We start from the raw sequence: 16,039 nt of genomic DNA on the forward strand, positions 1-16,039 counted from the left end.
CGCCGAGAGTGCGTGCCGGGCGTCGCGACGCCGCGGAGATCCATTAGAAGCCCCCTAGGCCTGGCGGACGGCTGCCGGGGGTGCCTCGAAGATCTCCCCGTTGCGGGGCACACCGATTCCGTCCCAGATGAAGGGGACGCCCCGGGCCGCGTCCGGGTCCGGGCCGTCCATCAGCTGGAAGTGGAGGTGGGGCTCGGAGGAGTTGCCGGAGTTGCCGCAGCGGGCGAGCACCTGTCCGGCGCGGACGCGGTCGCCCGCGCGGACGGTGAGGGAGCCGCGCTGGAGGTGGGCGTAGGCGGCGTGGGTGCCGTTGCCGAGGTCGAGGACCAGGTGGTTGCCGAGGATGCGGTCGACGCTGAACAGCTCGCGTACCGAGCCCTCGATCAGCATCAGGTACAGCAGCCCCGGCAGGGAGGTGCGGCTGAGGTGGTCGCGCTGCCGGCCTCGCACTCGTACGACGGTGGCGTCGGCGACCGCCAGGATGGGGGCGCCGTAGGCCGGGAAGTCCTGAGGGCGGCGGGCGAGCGGCCACAGCCACCCGAAGGCCGGACGAGCACCCGGCTCGGGCTCGGCCAGGATGTCGATGGCGAACGTCTGGCCGTAGCTGTGCACGCCGTGGCTGGGGGTGCGGTCGGCCGGACTGTTCAGCGCGGACCAGCGGCCGGTGACGGGCGGGGCGACCTCGACGGGCTCACGGGCCGCGCGAGGCCTGTTCGCGCCGCCGCCCCGGTTCGTCAGGAGGACGACGGCGTACGCCAGGACCACCGGTGCGAAGTTCCACCACCAGGGGCCGACTGACAGGCCGAAACCCAGGTCGGCGGCTATCAGGCCGAAGAAGACCAGCCACAGAACGCGGTAGGTCACCATGCCGAGCTTGCGTGCGGACATTCTGTCCCCCAGTTCAGTCGTTCCTCTACGGGCGGGTGGTCGCCAGCGCCACCAGCAGCGGGACGATCCGCCCCGGCGGCACCTCGTGGCGGCCCCGGCCGGTCGTGTGCAGCCAGCCCGTACCGGTGAGCTGGCGCAGGTGGTGGTAGATCTGGCCGGTCGTGCCGACCTCGTCCAGCTCGGCGAGCTCGGCGGCGGTGCGCCGGCCGCCGAGGATCTCGCGGAGCAGCCGGAGCCGGACCGGGTGGCCGAGCGCCGCGAAGGACTCGGCGGCCGACGTCCAGTCGCCCTCCAGCAGGTCCTCCGTGAGGGCGGCCATCTGCCAGGCGTACCCCTCGCCCGTCGGCAGCCGTACGGAGCCGGTGTAGAGGACGCCTCCGTCGGCGGCCCCCGCCTCGGACAACTGTTCCTTCAGTCCGTTCAGGGCCCAGAAGTCACTCCCGTCGATGCGGGGGCCGGTGCGCTGGGCGCCTTCCAGGGCCGCCAGGCGCTGTTCGAGGGCGGCGACGCGTTGTTCCAGTTCCACGCTCCGATATTACGAAACTACGTAATCTCGTGCAAGAGTCGGTGGGCGCGTACCTGCCGGGACACGGCGAAGCCCCCGCCCGGCGGACCGGACGGGGGCTTCGGAGCGGTCGCCTACTTCAGCAGCGCCGGGATCGTGCCCTCGTGCGCCTCGCGCAGCTCGGACAGGGTGAGCGCGAACTCTCCCTGGACGTCCACGACAGCACCGTCGACGACACCGATACGGGTGACGGGCAGGCCCCGCGCCCCGCACATGTCGTTGAAGCGGACCTCCTCCGAGCGCGGCACGGCCACGACCGCGCGGCCCGCCGACTCGGAGAACAGGAAGGTGAAGGCGTCCAGACCGTCCGGGACGATCAGGCGGGCGCCCTTGCCGCCGAGCAGCGCCGACTCGACGACCGCCTGGATCAGACCGCCGTCGGACAGGTCGTGCGCGGAGTCGATCATGCCGTCGCGGGACGCGGAGATCAGGATCTCCGCGAGCAGCCGCTCGCGCTCCAGGTCGACCAAGGGCGGCAGACCGCCGAGGTGGTCGTGCACGACCTGGGACCAGGCCGAGCCGCCGAACTCCTCACGGGTGTCGCCGAGGAGGTAGAGCAGCTGGCCCTCCTCCTGGAAGGCGACCGGGGTGCGGCGGGCGACGTCGTCGATGACGCCCAGGACCGCGACGACCGGGGTCGGGTGGATGGCGGCCTCGCCCGTCTGGTTGTAGAGCGAGACGTTGCCGCCGGTCACCGGGGTGCCGAGCTGCTGGCAGGCGTCGGCGAGACCGCGCACGGCCTCCGCGAACTGCCACATCACCGCCGGATCCTCGGGCGAACCGAAGTTCAGGCAGTCGGAGACGGCGAGCGGCTTGGCACCGGTGGTGGCGACATTGCGGTAGGCCTCCGCCAGGGCCAGCTGCGCGCCCGCGTACGGGTCCAGCTTGGCGTACCGGCCGTTGCCGTCCGTGGCGAGAGCCACGCCGAGGCCGGTCGCCTCGTCGATCCGGATCATGCCGGAGTCCTCGGGCTGGGCGAGGACGGTGTTGCCCTGCACGAAACGGTCGTACTGCGAGGTGATCCAGGACTTGGAGGCCTGGTTCGGGGAGGCGACCAGCTTCAGGACCTGGTCCTTCAGCTCCTCGGAGGTCGCCGGGCGCGGCAGCTTGTTCGCGTCGTCCGCCTGGAGGGTGTCCTGCCAGGAGGGGCGGGCGTACGGGCGCTCGTAGACCGGGCCCTCGTGGGCGACCGTGCGCGGGTCGACGTCGACGATCTTGCCGCCGTGCCAGTAGATCTCCAGGCGGTCGCCGTCGGTCACCTCACCGATGACGGTGGCGATGACGTCCCACTTCTCGCAGATCTCCAGGAAGCGGTCGACCTTCCCCGGCTCGACGACCGCGCACATGCGCTCCTGCGACTCGCTCATGAGGATCTCCTCGGGCGAGAGCGTGGAGTCGCGCAGGGGCACGTCGTCCAGGGTGACGCGCATGCCGCCGGAGCCGTTCGAGGCGAGCTCGGAGGTGGCGCAGGACAGGCCGGCCGCGCCGAGGTCCTGGATGCCGACGACGAGCTTCTCCCGGAAGGCCTCCAGGGTGCACTCGATGAGGAGCTTCTCCTGGAAGGGGTCGCCGACCTGGACGGCGGGGCGCTTCGAGGGCTTGGCGTCGTCGAAGGTCTCGGAGGCCAGGATCGAGGCGCCGCCGATGCCGTCGCCGCCGGTCCGGGCCCCGTAGAGGATGACCTTGTTGCCGGAGCCGGACGCCTTGGCGAGGTGGATGTCCTCGTGCCGCATCACACCGATGCAGCCGGCGTTGACCAGCGGGTTGCCCTGGTAGCAGGAGTCGAAGACGACCTCGCCGCCGATGTTGGGCAGGCCCAGGCAGTTGCCGTAGCCGCCGATGCCCGCGACGACACCCGGCAGCACGCGCTTGGTGTCGGGGTGGTCGGCGGCGCCGAAGCGCAGCGGGTCGACGACCGCGACCGGGCGGGCGCCCATGGCGATGATGTCGCGGACGATGCCACCGACACCGGTGGCCGCGCCCTGGTAGGGCTCGACGTACGACGGGTGGTTGTGCGACTCGACCTTGAAGGTGACCGCGTAGCCCTGACCGACGTCGACGACCCCGGCGTTCTCGCCGATGCCGACGAGCATGGCGTCGTTCTGCGGTGCCTTCTCGCCGAACTGGCGCAGGTGCACCTTGCTGCTCTTGTACGAGCAGTGCTCGGACCACATCACCGAGTACATGGCGAGCTCGGCACCGGTGGGCCGGCGGCCGAGGATCTCGACCACGCGCTCGTACTCGTCCTTCTTCAGGCCCAGCTCGGCCCAGGGCAGCTCGACGTCGGGGGTCGCGGCCGCGTGCTCGACCGTGTCCAGAGGCGTCCGGCTCATGCGTTGACCAGCTTCTTGAGGATCGAGGTGAAGAACGGGAGGCCGTCGGTGCGGCCGGTGCCGATCAGCGGCTCGACGGCGTGCTCGGGGTGCGGCATCAGGCCTACGACGTTGCCGGCCTCGTTGGTGACACCGGCGATGTCCCGCTGGGAGCCGTTGGGGTTGAAGTCGACGTACCGGAACGCCACCCGGCCCTCGGCCTCCAGCTTGTCGAGCGTGTACGCGTCGGCGACGTACTGCCCGTCGTTGTTCTTCAGCGGGATGTGGATCTCCTGGCCGGCCGCGTAGTCGGTGGTCCAGGCGGTTTCGGCGTTCTCCACCCGCAGCTTCTGGTCACGGCAGATGAAGTGCAGGTGGTCGTTGCGCAGCATCGTGCCCGGCAGGAGGTGGGCCTCGGTGAGGATCTGGAAGCCGTTGCAGATACCGAGCACCGGCAGACCGGCCCTGGCCTGCTCCAGCAGGGGCTCCATCACCGGCGAGAAACGGGCGATGGCCCCGGCGCGCAGATAGTCGCCGTAGGAGAAACCACCGCACAGCACCACGGCGTCGACCTGCTTGAGGTCCTTGTCCTTGTGCCACAGCGGGACCGGCTCGGCCCCCGCGACCCGGATCGCGCGCTGGGTGTCCCGGTCGTCCAGACTGCCCGGAAAAGTGACGACGCCAAAACGAGCGGTCACTTCACGGCCTCCGCGACTTCCTCGACGCGGACGGTGAAGTCCTCGATCACGGTGTTCGCGAGGAAGGACTCCGCAAGATCGTGAATGCGGGCGAGGGCGGCCTCGTCGACCGGCCCGTCAACTTCCAGTTCGAACCGCTTTCCCTGGCGGACGTCCGAGATCCCGTCGAATCCCAGCCGCGGCAGTGCGCGCTGCACCGCCTGGCCCTGGGGGTCGAGGATCTCCGGCTTGAGCATGACGTCGACTACGACGCGTGCCACTGGCACTCCCGGTGTGTGGTGCTGAGCAGGTCCCTTCAGACTACCCGCCCAAAATTTCTACGCGCGTTGACTTGTAGGAAACTACGTGACCGTCATCACGATCCGGCATCGAGGGGCGCACACCCGATTTTTTCGGGAAAGATTCCGGATCGACACCCGAAACCTATTGCGCCCACCCGTCTCCCACCCTCACCCTTCCAAAGAAGTCGCTTCACTCCCTCTTGATTTTGGGCACGTCAAAGGATTTAGTCGGGCTTCACCATGCATTGCCGGGCACTGTACAAATGAATTGGCAAAGTGCCGCAAGAAGGGACCGATATTCGTGGCGCAGAAGGTCGTGGTCACTCTCTTTGACGACATCGACGGCTCGGAAGCGACGGAAACGATCGCCTTCGGACTGGACGGCAAGTCGTACGAGATCGACCTGAGCGAAGTCAACGCCGGTGAACTGCGGAAGGCGCTCGCGCCCTATGTGGAGGCCGGCCGCAAGAGGTCCCGCTCGGGCAAGGCGTACCGGCAGACGGAGGTCGCCCCCGACCCGTCGGCCGTACGTGCGTGGGCGCAGGCCAACAAGATGGAGGTTCCCGCGCGCGGGCGCATCCCCAAGAGGGTCTACGAGGCGTTCAGCGCCGCCCGGTGACGGCCCGCCGGGCCCGGGCCGACGGCCGCTCACCCGCCCCTCGCGGCAACCGACTTGCGCAGCACCCCGGCTGATCAGCTAGAGTCTGGAGCACGCCGAGGGGCGAGGCCGAAAGGCCCAGCTCACGGAACACGCGGGTGTAGTTCAGTAGTAGAACATCCCCCTTCCAGGGGGAAGGCGCAGTGTGCGATTCCTGTCACCCGCTCTGCATCGCCGTACCGGCCACTCATGGGGGTACCCCCTGCTCGAGCTTGTCGAGAGCTTGGGGGAGGATCAGGTAGGCTGGTGCCCGCACCGATCGGTGAAAGCTGGTCGGGAGCAATGCGGACGTAGCTCAGTTGGTAGAGCGCAACCTTGCCAAGGTTGAGGTCGCGAGTTCGAGCCTCGTCGTCCGCTCGGGAATGAGACCCCGGTCCTTCAGGACCGGGGTCTTTTCGTGTGGTCCGGCGGCCATCCGTCTGACATTTGTCATGCCGAGTGATGACAGCGCGCACTGCTGCCGACGCGGTCCGGGCGGAACGCTGAAGGCATGGAAACCAACGGACACGAGCACGTGATCGAGGTCACTGACCTGCGGCGTGTGTACGGGGGCGGGTTCGAGGCGGTAGCCGGAATCAGCTTTTCCGTGCGGCGCGGCGAGATCTTCGCCCTGCTCGGCACCAATGGCGCGGGCAAGACGTCGACCGTGGAACTGCTCGAGGGACTCGCCGTTCCGGCCGGTGGCCGGGTGCGCGTCCTCGGGCACGACCCGTACACCGAACGGGCCGTCGTCCGGCCCCGCACCGGCGTGATGCTCCAGGAGGGCGGCTTCCCGTCCGAGCTGACCGTCACCGAGACCGCGCGGATGTGGGCGGGCTGCGTGAGCGGAGCCCGGCCGCCCGCGGAGGTGCTGGCGCTGGTCGGCCTGGAGTCGAAGGCCGGCACCCGGGTCAAGCAGCTGTCCGGCGGCCAGCGGCGCCGGCTGGACCTGGCGCTCGCGCTGCTCGGCGACCCCGAGGTGCTCTTCCTGGACGAGCCGACCACCGGGCTGGACGCCGAAGGCCGCCGGGACACCTGGGAGTTGGTGAGCGCGCTGCGCGACGGCGGTACGACGGTGCTGCTGACCACGCACTACCTGGAGGAGGCCGAGAACCTCGCCGACCGGCTGGCGATCATGCACGAGGGGCGCATCGCCACCACCGGGACCCCGGCCGAGGTGACCGCGGCGGAGCCCTCGCGGATCTCCTTCGAACTGCCCGAGGGCTACTTCGCGGGCGATCTCCCGCCGCTCGGCGAGCTGGGCGTGACCGGGCACGAGACCGACGGCCGGATCGTCCGGCTCCGCACCCACGAACTGCAGCGGACCGCCACCGGGCTGCTGATGTGGGCCGCGCGGGCCCGGGTGGAGCTCGGCCGCCTGGACGTCCGGTCGGCCTCCCTGGAGGAGGCGTTCCTCGGCATCGCCAGGAACGCCTCCGCGGAACAGGCCGGCAAGAGGACGACGAAGGAGTACGCGGCATGAGCGCCACCCGCACGACGCCCGGCCCGGCCCCGGCGGCGAAGGGGGCGATCACGACTCCGCTGAGCCGGATGACGGCTCTCGCCCGTGCCGAAGTGACCCTGCTCGGGCGGACCCGGGGCGCGCTCTTCGCCGCGCTGTTCGTGCCGCTGATCCTGCCGGTCAGCGTGCGGTCGGCGGCCGAGGAGATGGACCTCGCCGAGGCGGGGCTGAGCACCGGCACTCTGGTGCTGCCCGCCGCGATCGGCTTCTCCCTGCTGTTCGCCGTCTACTCCGTGCTCGTCGGCGCGTTCGTCGTCCGGCGTGAGGAACTCGTGCTCAAGCGGCTGCGCACCGGTGAGCTCCGGGACATCGAGATCCTGGCCGGCTCCGCGCTGCCGGCCGTCCTCACCGGGCTCGTGCAGTGCGTGCTGCTGGCCGTGGGCTGCGCCGCGCTGCTGGACCTGTCCGCGCCGTCGGCACCCCACCTGGTCGTGCTCGGCCTGCTGTTGGGGCTCGTGATGTGCGCCGCCCTCGCCGCGGCCACCGCGAGTTTCACCCGGACCGGTGAGAGCGCCCAGGTCACCCCCATGCCGCTGCTGATGATCTCGATGATCGGCTCCGGCATGTTCTGGCCGCTGGAGCTGATGCCGGACCGGGTGGCCTCCGTCTGCGAGCTGCTACCGCTGACGCCCGTCGTGACGCTGGTGCGCGGCGGCTGGACCGGGTCCCTCTCCGCGTACGAGGCGCTGGGCGCCGGCGCGACCGCCGTGGCCTGGATCCTCATCGGGGTGTTTGCTGTACGGCGGTGGTTCCGCTGGGAGCCACGGCACTGACCGAAGGGGGAGTGACGGGCCGATGCGCGCGCCGGGCAGGTGGTGGCGGCACAAGAGCACGCCGGAGAAGGTCGAGACGTACACGCGGTGGTCGTTCCACTTCTTCGCGGTGATGGAGTTCTTCTCCGTCGGGCTCACGTCCGTGGCCCCGCTCGGGGCACGGCTGGGTGGTGCCGCCCTGCTGATGGTGGCCTTGCACGCCGCCCTCTGCTTCGTGACCGTGTCACGGGCGATCGACTGGACGCGTGGCCGCAGGCCCCAGCCCACCGGACTGATGTGGACACTGGCCGCCGTCACCGCGGCGATCGCCGCCGCCGCGATCGGCCTCGTCGAGCTCGGACCGGACGGCGAGGACGTCGACACCGCCGCCGGTGGCGTCTTCGGAGTGATCCTGGTCTTCGGTCCCGGCATCATCGCGCTCGGCGTCCGTGACCGGCGGCGCGCGTTCTCCATCGCGGGTGGCTTCGCGGCAGGCGCCTGGGCCGTGGCGTTCGCGCTCGGCGCCTCCGCGCTCGCGGCGCTCGTCACCGCGCTGATCGTGCTCGTCGGCGGCGTGTTCATCGCCTTCACGGCCGTCTTCTCCGTGTGGCTGCTCAACGCCGTCTACGAACTCGACGAGGCACGTGAGACCCGGGCCCGGCTCGCCGTCGCCGAGGAGCGGCTGAGGTTCGGGCGGGACCTGCACGACGTCATGGGGCGCAACCTCGCCGTGATCGCCCTCAAGAGCGAGCTGGCCGTGCAGCTGGCCCAGCGGGGGCGGCCGGAGGCCGTGGCGCAGATGGTCGAGGTGCAGCGGCTCGCGCAGGAGTCGCAGCGGGAGGTACGCGAGGTCGTGCGCGGATACCGGGAGGCCGACCTCGGGTCGGAACTGGCCGGTGCGCAAGGGGTACTGGCGGCGGCCGGCATCGACTGCACGGTCGGCGGGGCGACGGCGGCCGGGCTGCCGGCGGCGGTGCAGTCCGCCCTGGGGTGGGTGGTGCGGGAGGCCGCTACGAACGTCCTGCGGCATGGGGACGCGCGGCGGTGTGCCGTGCGGTTGCGGGTGCTGGAGGGGCGGGTGGTGTTGTCCGTGGAGAACGACGGGGTGAGCGAGTCCGGGACGCAGTCCGGGGGCGGACCGTCCGGCTCGGGGCTCGCCGGGCTGCGGGAACGGCTTGCTGAGATCGACGGCACGCTGGAGGCCGGGCCCGCGGGGCGAGGGCTGTTCCGGCTGACGGTGGAGGTCCCGCTGCCGTCGCGGTCCGCCTCCACCGACGCTGCCCCGGCGGCCGTCGCCGCGCGTTCCACGAGTGAGGTCACGCCGTGACGGCCGTGGAACCCGTCCGGCTGCTGCTCGCCGATGACGAGCACCTCATCCGGGGGGCGCTCGCCGCGCTGCTCTCGCTGGAGGACGACCTCATGGTCGTCGCCGAGGCGGCCACCGGGCCGGAGGCGCTGGCGATGGCCCGGGCGCACCGGCCCGAGGTCGCCGTACTGGATCTCCAGATGCCGGGCGCCGACGGTGTGAAGGTCGCCACATCCCTGCGCGCCGAACTGCCCGCCTGCAAGGTGCTCATCGTCACCAGCCACGGGCGGCCCGGGCATCTGAAGCGGGCGCTGGAGGCCGGGGTGCGGGGGTTCGTGCCGAAGACCGTGAGCGCGCAGCGGCTCGCCGAGATCATCCGGACCGTGCACGCCGGGAACCGTTACGTCGACCCCGAGTTGGCCGCCGACGCGATCGCCGCCGGGGACTCGCCGCTGACCCCGCGGGAGGCCGAGGTGCTGGAACTGGCCGCCGACGGGGCGCCCGTCGCGGAGATCGCGCAGCGGGCCGCGCTGTCGCAGGGGACCGTGCGGAACTACCTGTCGTCGGCCGTGTCGAAGCTGGGGGCCGAGAACCGGCACGCGGCGGTGCGGCTCGCGCGGGAGCGAGGTTGGGTATAGTGGTTGTCGCGCCACGGCGCATGCGAACGTAGCTCAGTTGGTAGAGCGCAACCTTGCCAAGGTTGAGGTCGCGAGTTCGAACCTCGTCGTTCGCTCCAGCGAGAAGCCTCCCGGTTCCGGCCGGGGGGCTTCTCCGTGTCCTCCATGCCGGTCTACGTCCAGCTGGTGCCGGTCAGGCGCTCGTACGCCTCCACGTACTTGGCGCGCGTGGCGTCGACGACCTGCTGGGGCAGGGCGGGCGGCGGCTGCTCGCTCTTGCGGTCCCAGCCGGACTCCGGCGAGGTCAGCCAGTCGCGGACGAACTGCTTGTCGTACGACGGCTGCGCCCGGCCCGGCTCCCACTGGTCGGCCGGCCAGAAGCGGGAGGAGTCCGCGGTGAGGACCTCGTCCGCGAGGACCAGGGAGTCGCCGTCGAAGCCGAACTCGAACTTGGTGTCCGCGAGGATGATGCCCCGCTCCCGGGCGATGTTCCGGCCCCGGGAGTAGACGGCGAGAGTCGCCTGGCGCAACTGGGCCGCGGTCTCCGCGCCGACCTGCCGGGCGACCTCCTCGTAGGAGACGTTCTCGTCGTGCTCGCCGACCTCGGCCTTGGTGGCCGGGGTGAAGATCGGGGCGGGCAGTTCGCTGCCGTCGGTCAGGCCCTCGGGGAGGGCGAGGCCGCAGACCGTGCGGGTCTCGTTGTACTCGGCGAGGCCCGAGCCGGTGAGGTAGCCGCGGGCCACGCACTCCACGGGGACCATCCGGAGCGACTTGCAGACCAGCGTGCGGCCTTCCCAGCCGGCGGGGGCGCCGGCGGGCAGCTCCGTGCTCAGGACATGGTTCGGAATCAGGTCGGCGAGGAGGTCGAACCACCACAGGGAGAGCTGCGTGAGGACCCGGCCCTTGTCGGGGATCTCGGTCGGCAGTACCCAGTCGTACGCGGAGATGCGGTCGCTGGCGACCATCACGAGGTCGCCCGCCTCGTTGCGGTACAGCTCGCGCACCTTGCCGGTGTGCAGATGCACCAGGCCCGGAATCTGGAGCGGCTCGGGCTTTTCGACGAATCCGGACACGGTTCCTCCCCGTGGTTCTGTACGAGTGGCTCGATTCTCCCGTATGCGAGCTTGATCACCGACAGCGGGTCAGTCGCGTTTGCAGATGCGGTCCAGGAGGTTCGCCGTGGCGCGCTGGATGCGCGGGTCGACGTGGCCGGGGCGGTCCAGGGCCGGGGACCAGGCGAACGTTCCTGCTGCGAAGACCCAGGCGCCGGAGGGGGCACGGTACAGGGACGTCTCCTGGTGGCGGAGGACGCCGTCCCTGTCGGGGTACGGGGAGTGGGCGAGCAGCACGCGCTCCTCGTGCTCGGGCAGTGGGGTGCGCGGGAAGTAGCGGTCGGCCTCGCCCGCCACCAGGTCCTCGATCGCGTCGCCCTCGTGCGCCCCGGTCGCCTCCCACAGCCAGTGCCCGGTGTTGCGCACGATCAGCGGGTGCGGCTCGGGGACGGGACCGGCGTACTGGATGCCGATGAGTTGCTGCTCGGCCCGGTCGATCTCCCGCCACAGCACCGGTTTGCCCGGGCCCCTGCGCTTGCGGCAGGTCAGCAGGCGGTCGGGGACGCCGGAGGGGGAGGGGCCCAGCTCCACCTGCCAGTAGATGGAGTTGGCCGAGAGGAAGACCAGCGAGGTGCCGGTGTCACGGGCGTCCTCCACGGTCCGGCGCATGCCGGCCGACCAGTACTCGTCGTGGCCCGGGAAGACCAGACCGCGGTAGCGGGCGGGGTCGACGCGGCCCGCGTGCAGGTCGGCGGCGGTGGCGTAGGCGACGTCGTAGCCGTAGCGCTCGGCCCAGCGGATGAAGTCGTAGGCGTGGCCGACGTGCAGGGGGAGGCCGGCGCCCGCGTAGGGGCGGTCGAAGGACACCGTGGTGGCGGCCTCGGACTCGCCCAGCAGCCGGCCCTTCTCGTCCCAGGCGTGGTAGAGGCTCGCGCCGGTGCGGCCGTCCTCCGGGTAGAGGTTGTACGCCTGCCAGGTCACGTCGGGCAGGACGAGCAGCAGGTCCGCCGGCTGGTCGTGCCGGACGGTGAAGGGGACGTGGGAGCGATAACCGTCGGCGGTGGTGAGGACGGCGACGTACGCACCGGTGTTCCAGTACGACGCGATCTGCAGGCGCCAGGACAGCCACCAGTGGTGGCAGGAGACCGTACGGTCCGCGGTGAGCGGCGGGGGCTGGACGATGCCGGACAGGCGCGGGCTGGTGGTGATCTTCGCGGCGCCGTCACCGCCGTAGTGGCCGATGCGGTAGATGTCGACGCCGAACTCCTGGGGCGGGTCGACGGTGATGTGGAAGTCGATGGCCTCGCCGGGCCCGACCGCGCCGGTGGAGGTGAAGCCCTTGATCTGGCGGTTGACGTCGTCGGCGGCGCGGGGCCCGCCGGAGTGGCTGCCCTTCTTCGGCAGGCGGGGCCCGTCCTGGTCCATGTACCAGGGGACGACCTGACCGGTGTCGTCGAAGTACGTCACGTTGCCGCGCAGCCACGGCACGGGGCCCTGCCCGAAGGGATCCGTCACGGCGTGCGCCAGTGCTCCCGACTCCCAGCGGCGGATCTGCTCCGAACCCATGGTCGCCCCCTCCCCTTGCCCCCGTGGTCGTGCGTCCCGGTGTGGTGTGTGCGGTGTCGCGGTGTGTGCGGTGTCGCGGACCGCGCGGCGTTGCGGTGAGTGCGGTCTCGCGGACCTTGCGGTGTTGCAGTCTGTGCAGTGTTGCGGTCTCGTGGGCCGTGCGCTTCGTGGAACCTCATGCGGTGGGTGCGGCGCCTGCGGTGCGTGCGCCGTCTTCGTGCCTATGTGCTTGTCGTATTCCGCAAGCCCTTGCCATGCGCCCGAACGGTCCAAGCACATCACATAAAGCGCGCACTTCGTTACTGTTCGTTTCGAATTGGCCAGAAGCGGAAGGTGCGGCTCCGTCGGGGAACCGGCTGCGGTCAGGCGAGCCTGACCGGCTTCTCGGGGCGTATCCCCAGCTCGGCCAGCCAGGCGCGCAGCGGCGTGGCGTCGCCGTCCTCGATCAGGGTGAGGACCTTTGGCGCGAGGTCGGCGGTGCGCTCCCCGTCGACGAGGAGGGTCGGGCCGTCCAGCCAGTCCAGGCCGGGCGTCGCGTCGGCGGTGTCCATCGCGGCGCAGCACACCATCGCCGTGAGGTGGTCGGCCAGCAGTTCGCGGGCCGTGCGCGGGGGCTGGAGGGGGAAGAGCGGGAGAGCCCGGTCGTCCCAGAGGGCGGCGGGGTCGGGGGTGGCGGGTGAGGCCTGTGGCGCGTCGGCCGGGGACGGGGTGGCCTGGGACGGGGTGGCCGGGGACGGGGTCGCTTCCTCGCGGGCCAGCTCCGCGCTGAGGCGGGCGGCGAGGGTGGCGCTGCGCGGGGTGGTGTCGGCGAAGTCTTCGTCGTCGGCGGGAGCCGGAGTGCGGGTCGTGCCGGCCGGGTCGGTGCCCGCTCTGAGGCCGGTGCCTGCGGGGCCCGTACCGGTTCCGGTGTTCTCGCTCGGCCACGCGGAAGCCGTGTCGGTCAGGTGGTCGAGGACGCGGGACAGGGTCGGGGCGCCGGTGGCCGGGGCCGTGGGACCGGTGACGGGGCGGACACCCATGGTGTCCAGGACGCGATGGAGACGGGCCGCGTCGATGCGCCACTTGCGGTCCACTACCTCCTCCGGATACTCGCTCCAGCCCACTGGCGCCCAGTCGGGCCCGGGCCCGGCGGGGCCGCCGTGGAAGAGTCGGGCGGCGAGGAGGGAGGCGGCCTCGTCGACCGTGCCCGGCTCCTCGAGCAGATCGCAGGCGGGCCGCTCGCCGAGACGGGACGCGAAACCCTCGGCCAGGCGGTCGCGCCGGGACAGCTCCGTGAGCGCCGCGACCACACCCGCGTCCAGCCGGGACGGCCAGCGGCCCATCCGCCATGCGGGCAGCGCGACCCGGGTCAGCAGCCGGTCCCAGCCCGCGTACGCCAGGCCCACCTGCTCCTGGGCGACGATCCGCAGTCCGTAATCCACAGCCTGTGCACGCTCCGCGGCCGAGGCCGCCACGCCCCGCTCCATCTCGGCAGCATGGCCGCGGCAACTGCGCAGCAGCAGTCGGGCCACCCAGCCGACCCCGGCGAGCACCACCCGGGACACCGGATCGCGACGGGGCGCCGAGGTCACGGCCACCGCGGCGTCCAGGCCCCGGACGAAGCGCCGGGCGGCGGCTATGTCCGGGTGGGCCGAGGGGCCCGTACCGGCGACGACCGGGGCGAGCACCGCACGCAGCTCGCCGACCCGCATCCACCACAGGAACGGAGAGCCGATGACGAGGACCGGTGCGACGGGGTACCGGCGGTGCGCGTGCCGCCCGGGGCCGGCTATGTCGTGGTGCTCCTCGGCCGGGGGCGGTCCGTGGGCCGGGTGCGTACGGTCCTCCAGCCAGCTGTCGCAGTCCGGGGTGAGCGCTATCGCGGAGGGCGCCGGGACGTCGAGCCGGTCGGCGAGGTCGCGCACCATCCGGTACAGATCGGGGGCCGCCTCCGCACTGATCGGGACGGTCGGGGTCATGGCGGGCCGGGCCCGGGCAACGACCAGGGCCACCCCGGCGGCGGCCAGCAGCACGAGGACGGCGACCGGCGTCAGGGCCCAGCGTGCGGCGTCCCAGACGGGGCCTTCGAGACGGTCGCCGGCGGCGCCCGCGAGCAGGATCACGGCGACGGCGGCGGGCAGCAGGGCGACGGCCAGTGCGCGGCTGCGGATGCGCAGCACGATCAGCGCCCGGACCCGCGCGGCCCGCGCTCCTGCCTCCACACCCATTCCGGTCACGACCGACCTCACCCCCTCCCCGTTGACCTGACGCTTTCCTTGCTCACTCCCCCACTGTGGCACCCGCTACTGACATCGCAATGCCGGTGGGCCAAGTGCCGGAACGCTTGCGCCGCACCCTAGTTGGGGCTTCGCCCCCCGTCAGCCGGATAGGGCATCGGTCACTCGATGGAATGGCTTTGGGGAGAGGTGGATGACGGACAGCGGGGGTCGGGCCCACCGACAGAACACTTCAGGCCCCGGATCCTGAGACGGATCCGGGGCCTGTGGGGTTCATCGGCGGCGGGGTGGTTTCCCCGCTCCGCGCGTGGGGTCGGTTACGCGCCCGCCGCCTTCGCGGCGATGTCCGTGCGGTGCTGGGAACCGTCGAGGCGGATGCGGCCGACGGCCGTGTAGGCGCGGTCGCGGGCCTCGGTGAGGTCCTTGCCGGTGGCCGTGACGGACAGGACGCGGCCGCCCGCGCTGACGATCGCGTCGCCGTCCCGCTTGGTGCCGGCGTGCAGCACGTACGCGTGCGGGGCGTCCTGGGCGGCGACCTCGTCGAGACCGGTGATCGGGTCGCCGGTGCGCGGGGTGCCGGGATAGTTGTGCGAGGCGACGACCACCGTCACGGCCGCGTCGTCGCTCCAGCGCAGCGGCTCCAGGTGGGCGAGGTTGCCGGTGGCGGCGGCCATCAGGAGACCGGCCAGCGGGGTCTTCAGCCGGGCCAGGACGACCTGCGTCTCCGGATCGCCGAAGCGGGCGTTGAACTCGATCACGCGCACGCCCCGGGAGGTGATCGCGAGACCGGCGTAGAGCAGGCCGGAGAACGGCGTGCCGCGGCGCCGCATCTCGTCCACGGTCGGCTGCAGGACGGTCTGCAGCACCTCGTCGACCAGCTTCGGGTCGGCCCACGGCAGCGGGGAGTACGCCCCCATGCCGCCGGTGTTCGGGCCCTCGTCGCCGTCCAGGGCGCGCTTGAAGTCCTGGGCGGGCTGGAGCGGCACGACCGTCTCGCCGTCGGTGACGGCGAACAGGGAGACCTCGGGGCCGTCCAGGTACTCCTCGATGACCACGCGTTCACAGGCTGCGGCGTGCGCCCTGGCCGCCTCGATGTCGTCGGTGACGACGACACCCTTGCCGGCGGCGAGCCCGTCGTCCTTGACGACGTACGGAGCGCCGAAGGCGTCGAGGGCCGTGGCGGCCTCCTCCGGTGTCGTGCAGACGTACGACCGCGCGGTGGGCACCTCGGCCGCCGCCATGACGTCCTTCGCGAAGGCCTTGGAGCCCTCGAGCTGCGCGGCCTGGCCGGACGGGCCGAAGACGGGGATGCCCGCCTCGCGCACGGCGTCGGCGACACCGGCGACCAGGGGCGCCTCAGGGCCGACGACCACGAGCTCCGCGCCGAGCCGCGTGGCCAGCGCGGTGACGGCGGCGCCGTCGAGGGCGTCGACCTGGTGCAGCTCGGCGACCTCGGCGGTGCCTGCATTGCCGGGGGCGCAGTGCAGCGCGGTGACGTCGGGGTCGAGGGACAGGGAGTGGCACAGGGCGTGTTCGCGGGCGCCGCTGCCGATGACGAGGACCTTCACGTGGATCAGCCTAACGGGAGACGGCGGGTTCGCTTTGTGCGGGCTTCCGAACCGGGTGG

At 71.7% G+C, this 16,039-nt stretch carries 14 protein-coding genes and 3 tRNA genes; 8 read left to right on the forward strand and 9 right to left on the reverse strand.

The features are described 5' to 3' along the window. Window positions 1–54: 54 nt before the first annotated feature. The 5 genes from ACZ5TL_RS00255 to purS form a co-directional block, all read right to left on the reverse strand. Window positions 55–888 carry a M23 family metallopeptidase gene (locus tag ACZ5TL_RS00255; RefSeq protein WP_468586097.1) on the reverse strand — a complete coding sequence of 278 codons (834 nt, stop codon included), beginning with the start codon at window positions 886–888 and terminating at the stop codon, window positions 55–57. A gap of 25 nt (window positions 889–913) precedes the next feature. Beyond that, on the reverse strand, window positions 914–1,414 hold the full coding sequence (locus ACZ5TL_RS00260) for an ArsR/SmtB family transcription factor (RefSeq protein WP_468586099.1): 501 nt from the start codon (window positions 1,412–1,414) through the stop codon (window positions 914–916). Window positions 1,415–1,527: 113 nt separating this feature from the next. Further along, the gene (gene purL, locus ACZ5TL_RS00265; RefSeq protein ID WP_468586101.1) at window positions 1,528–3,786 is read right to left on the reverse strand and encodes a phosphoribosylformylglycinamidine synthase subunit PurL; all 2,259 of its coding nucleotides are present in this window, start codon (window positions 3,784–3,786) and stop codon (window positions 1,528–1,530) included. Then, window positions 3,783–4,463 carry a phosphoribosylformylglycinamidine synthase subunit PurQ gene (gene purQ / locus ACZ5TL_RS00270; protein ID WP_468586103.1) on the reverse strand — a complete coding sequence of 227 codons (681 nt, stop codon included), beginning with the start codon at window positions 4,461–4,463 and terminating at the stop codon, window positions 3,783–3,785. Before purQ ends, purL begins: the two co-directional genes overlap by 4 nt. Continuing rightward, window positions 4,460–4,723: a phosphoribosylformylglycinamidine synthase subunit PurS gene (gene purS / locus ACZ5TL_RS00275; protein ID WP_030251612.1), complete on the reverse strand. Its 264-nt coding sequence runs from the start codon at window positions 4,721–4,723 to the stop codon at window positions 4,460–4,462. The genes purQ and purS overlap by 4 nt, the downstream gene beginning before the upstream one ends. 322 nt (window positions 4,724–5,045) lie before the next feature. On the opposite strand from purS, the gene ACZ5TL_RS00280 reads away from it, so the two are divergent. From ACZ5TL_RS00280 to ACZ5TL_RS00315, 8 genes are all read left to right on the forward strand, one after another. Beyond that, a complete protein-coding gene (locus ACZ5TL_RS00280; RefSeq protein ID WP_468586106.1) occupies window positions 5,046–5,363 on the forward strand; it encodes a histone-like nucleoid-structuring protein Lsr2 in 318 nt (105 codons plus the stop codon). Between the two features lie 133 nt (window positions 5,364–5,496). Beyond that, window positions 5,497–5,568, forward strand: a tRNA-Gly gene (locus ACZ5TL_RS00285). Window positions 5,569–5,686: 118 nt separating this feature from the next. Next, window positions 5,687–5,759: transfer RNA gene (locus tag ACZ5TL_RS00290), tRNA-Gly, on the forward strand. Between the two features lie 133 nt (window positions 5,760–5,892). Next, window positions 5,893–6,864, forward strand: coding sequence for an ABC transporter ATP-binding protein (locus tag ACZ5TL_RS00295; protein ID WP_468586108.1), 972 nt, complete (start codon window positions 5,893–5,895; stop codon window positions 6,862–6,864). Then, window positions 6,861–7,676 (forward strand): ABC transporter permease, encoded by an 816-nt coding sequence (locus ACZ5TL_RS00300; protein WP_468586110.1) that lies wholly within the window; start codon window positions 6,861–6,863, stop codon window positions 7,674–7,676. Before ACZ5TL_RS00295 ends, ACZ5TL_RS00300 begins: the two co-directional genes overlap by 4 nt. A gap of 22 nt (window positions 7,677–7,698) precedes the next feature. Beyond that, window positions 7,699–8,982 (forward strand): sensor histidine kinase, encoded by a 1,284-nt coding sequence (locus ACZ5TL_RS00305; RefSeq protein WP_468586112.1) that lies wholly within the window; start codon window positions 7,699–7,701, stop codon window positions 8,980–8,982. Further along, on the forward strand, window positions 8,979–9,599 hold the full coding sequence (locus ACZ5TL_RS00310; protein WP_468586114.1) for a response regulator: 621 nt from the start codon (window positions 8,979–8,981) through the stop codon (window positions 9,597–9,599). Before ACZ5TL_RS00305 ends, ACZ5TL_RS00310 begins: the two co-directional genes overlap by 4 nt. A gap of 22 nt (window positions 9,600–9,621) precedes the next feature. Beyond that, window positions 9,622–9,697, forward strand: a tRNA-Gly gene (locus ACZ5TL_RS00315). 54 nt (window positions 9,698–9,751) lie between these two features. Here ACZ5TL_RS00315 and ACZ5TL_RS00320 read toward each other — a convergent pair. From ACZ5TL_RS00320 to purD, 4 genes are all read right to left on the reverse strand, one after another. Next, the gene (locus tag ACZ5TL_RS00320) at window positions 9,752–10,651 is read right to left on the reverse strand and encodes a phosphoribosylaminoimidazolesuccinocarboxamide synthase (protein WP_468586116.1); all 900 of its coding nucleotides are present in this window, start codon (window positions 10,649–10,651) and stop codon (window positions 9,752–9,754) included. 69 nt (window positions 10,652–10,720) lie between these two features. Further along, window positions 10,721–12,196, reverse strand: coding sequence for a N,N-dimethylformamidase beta subunit family domain-containing protein (locus tag ACZ5TL_RS00325; protein ID WP_468586118.1), 1,476 nt, complete (start codon window positions 12,194–12,196; stop codon window positions 10,721–10,723). A gap of 362 nt (window positions 12,197–12,558) precedes the next feature. After that, the gene (locus ACZ5TL_RS00330) at window positions 12,559–14,403 is read right to left on the reverse strand and encodes a hypothetical protein (protein WP_468587042.1); all 1,845 of its coding nucleotides are present in this window, start codon (window positions 14,401–14,403) and stop codon (window positions 12,559–12,561) included. A 326-nt stretch (window positions 14,404–14,729) separates the two neighbouring features. Continuing rightward, window positions 14,730–15,980, reverse strand: a complete 1,251-nt coding sequence (gene purD / locus ACZ5TL_RS00335) for a phosphoribosylamine--glycine ligase (RefSeq protein ID WP_468586120.1) — start codon at window positions 15,978–15,980, stop codon at window positions 14,730–14,732. Window positions 15,981–16,039: the final 59 nt, after the last annotated feature.

The organism is Streptomyces sp. NPDC033136 (assembly GCF_055578235.1).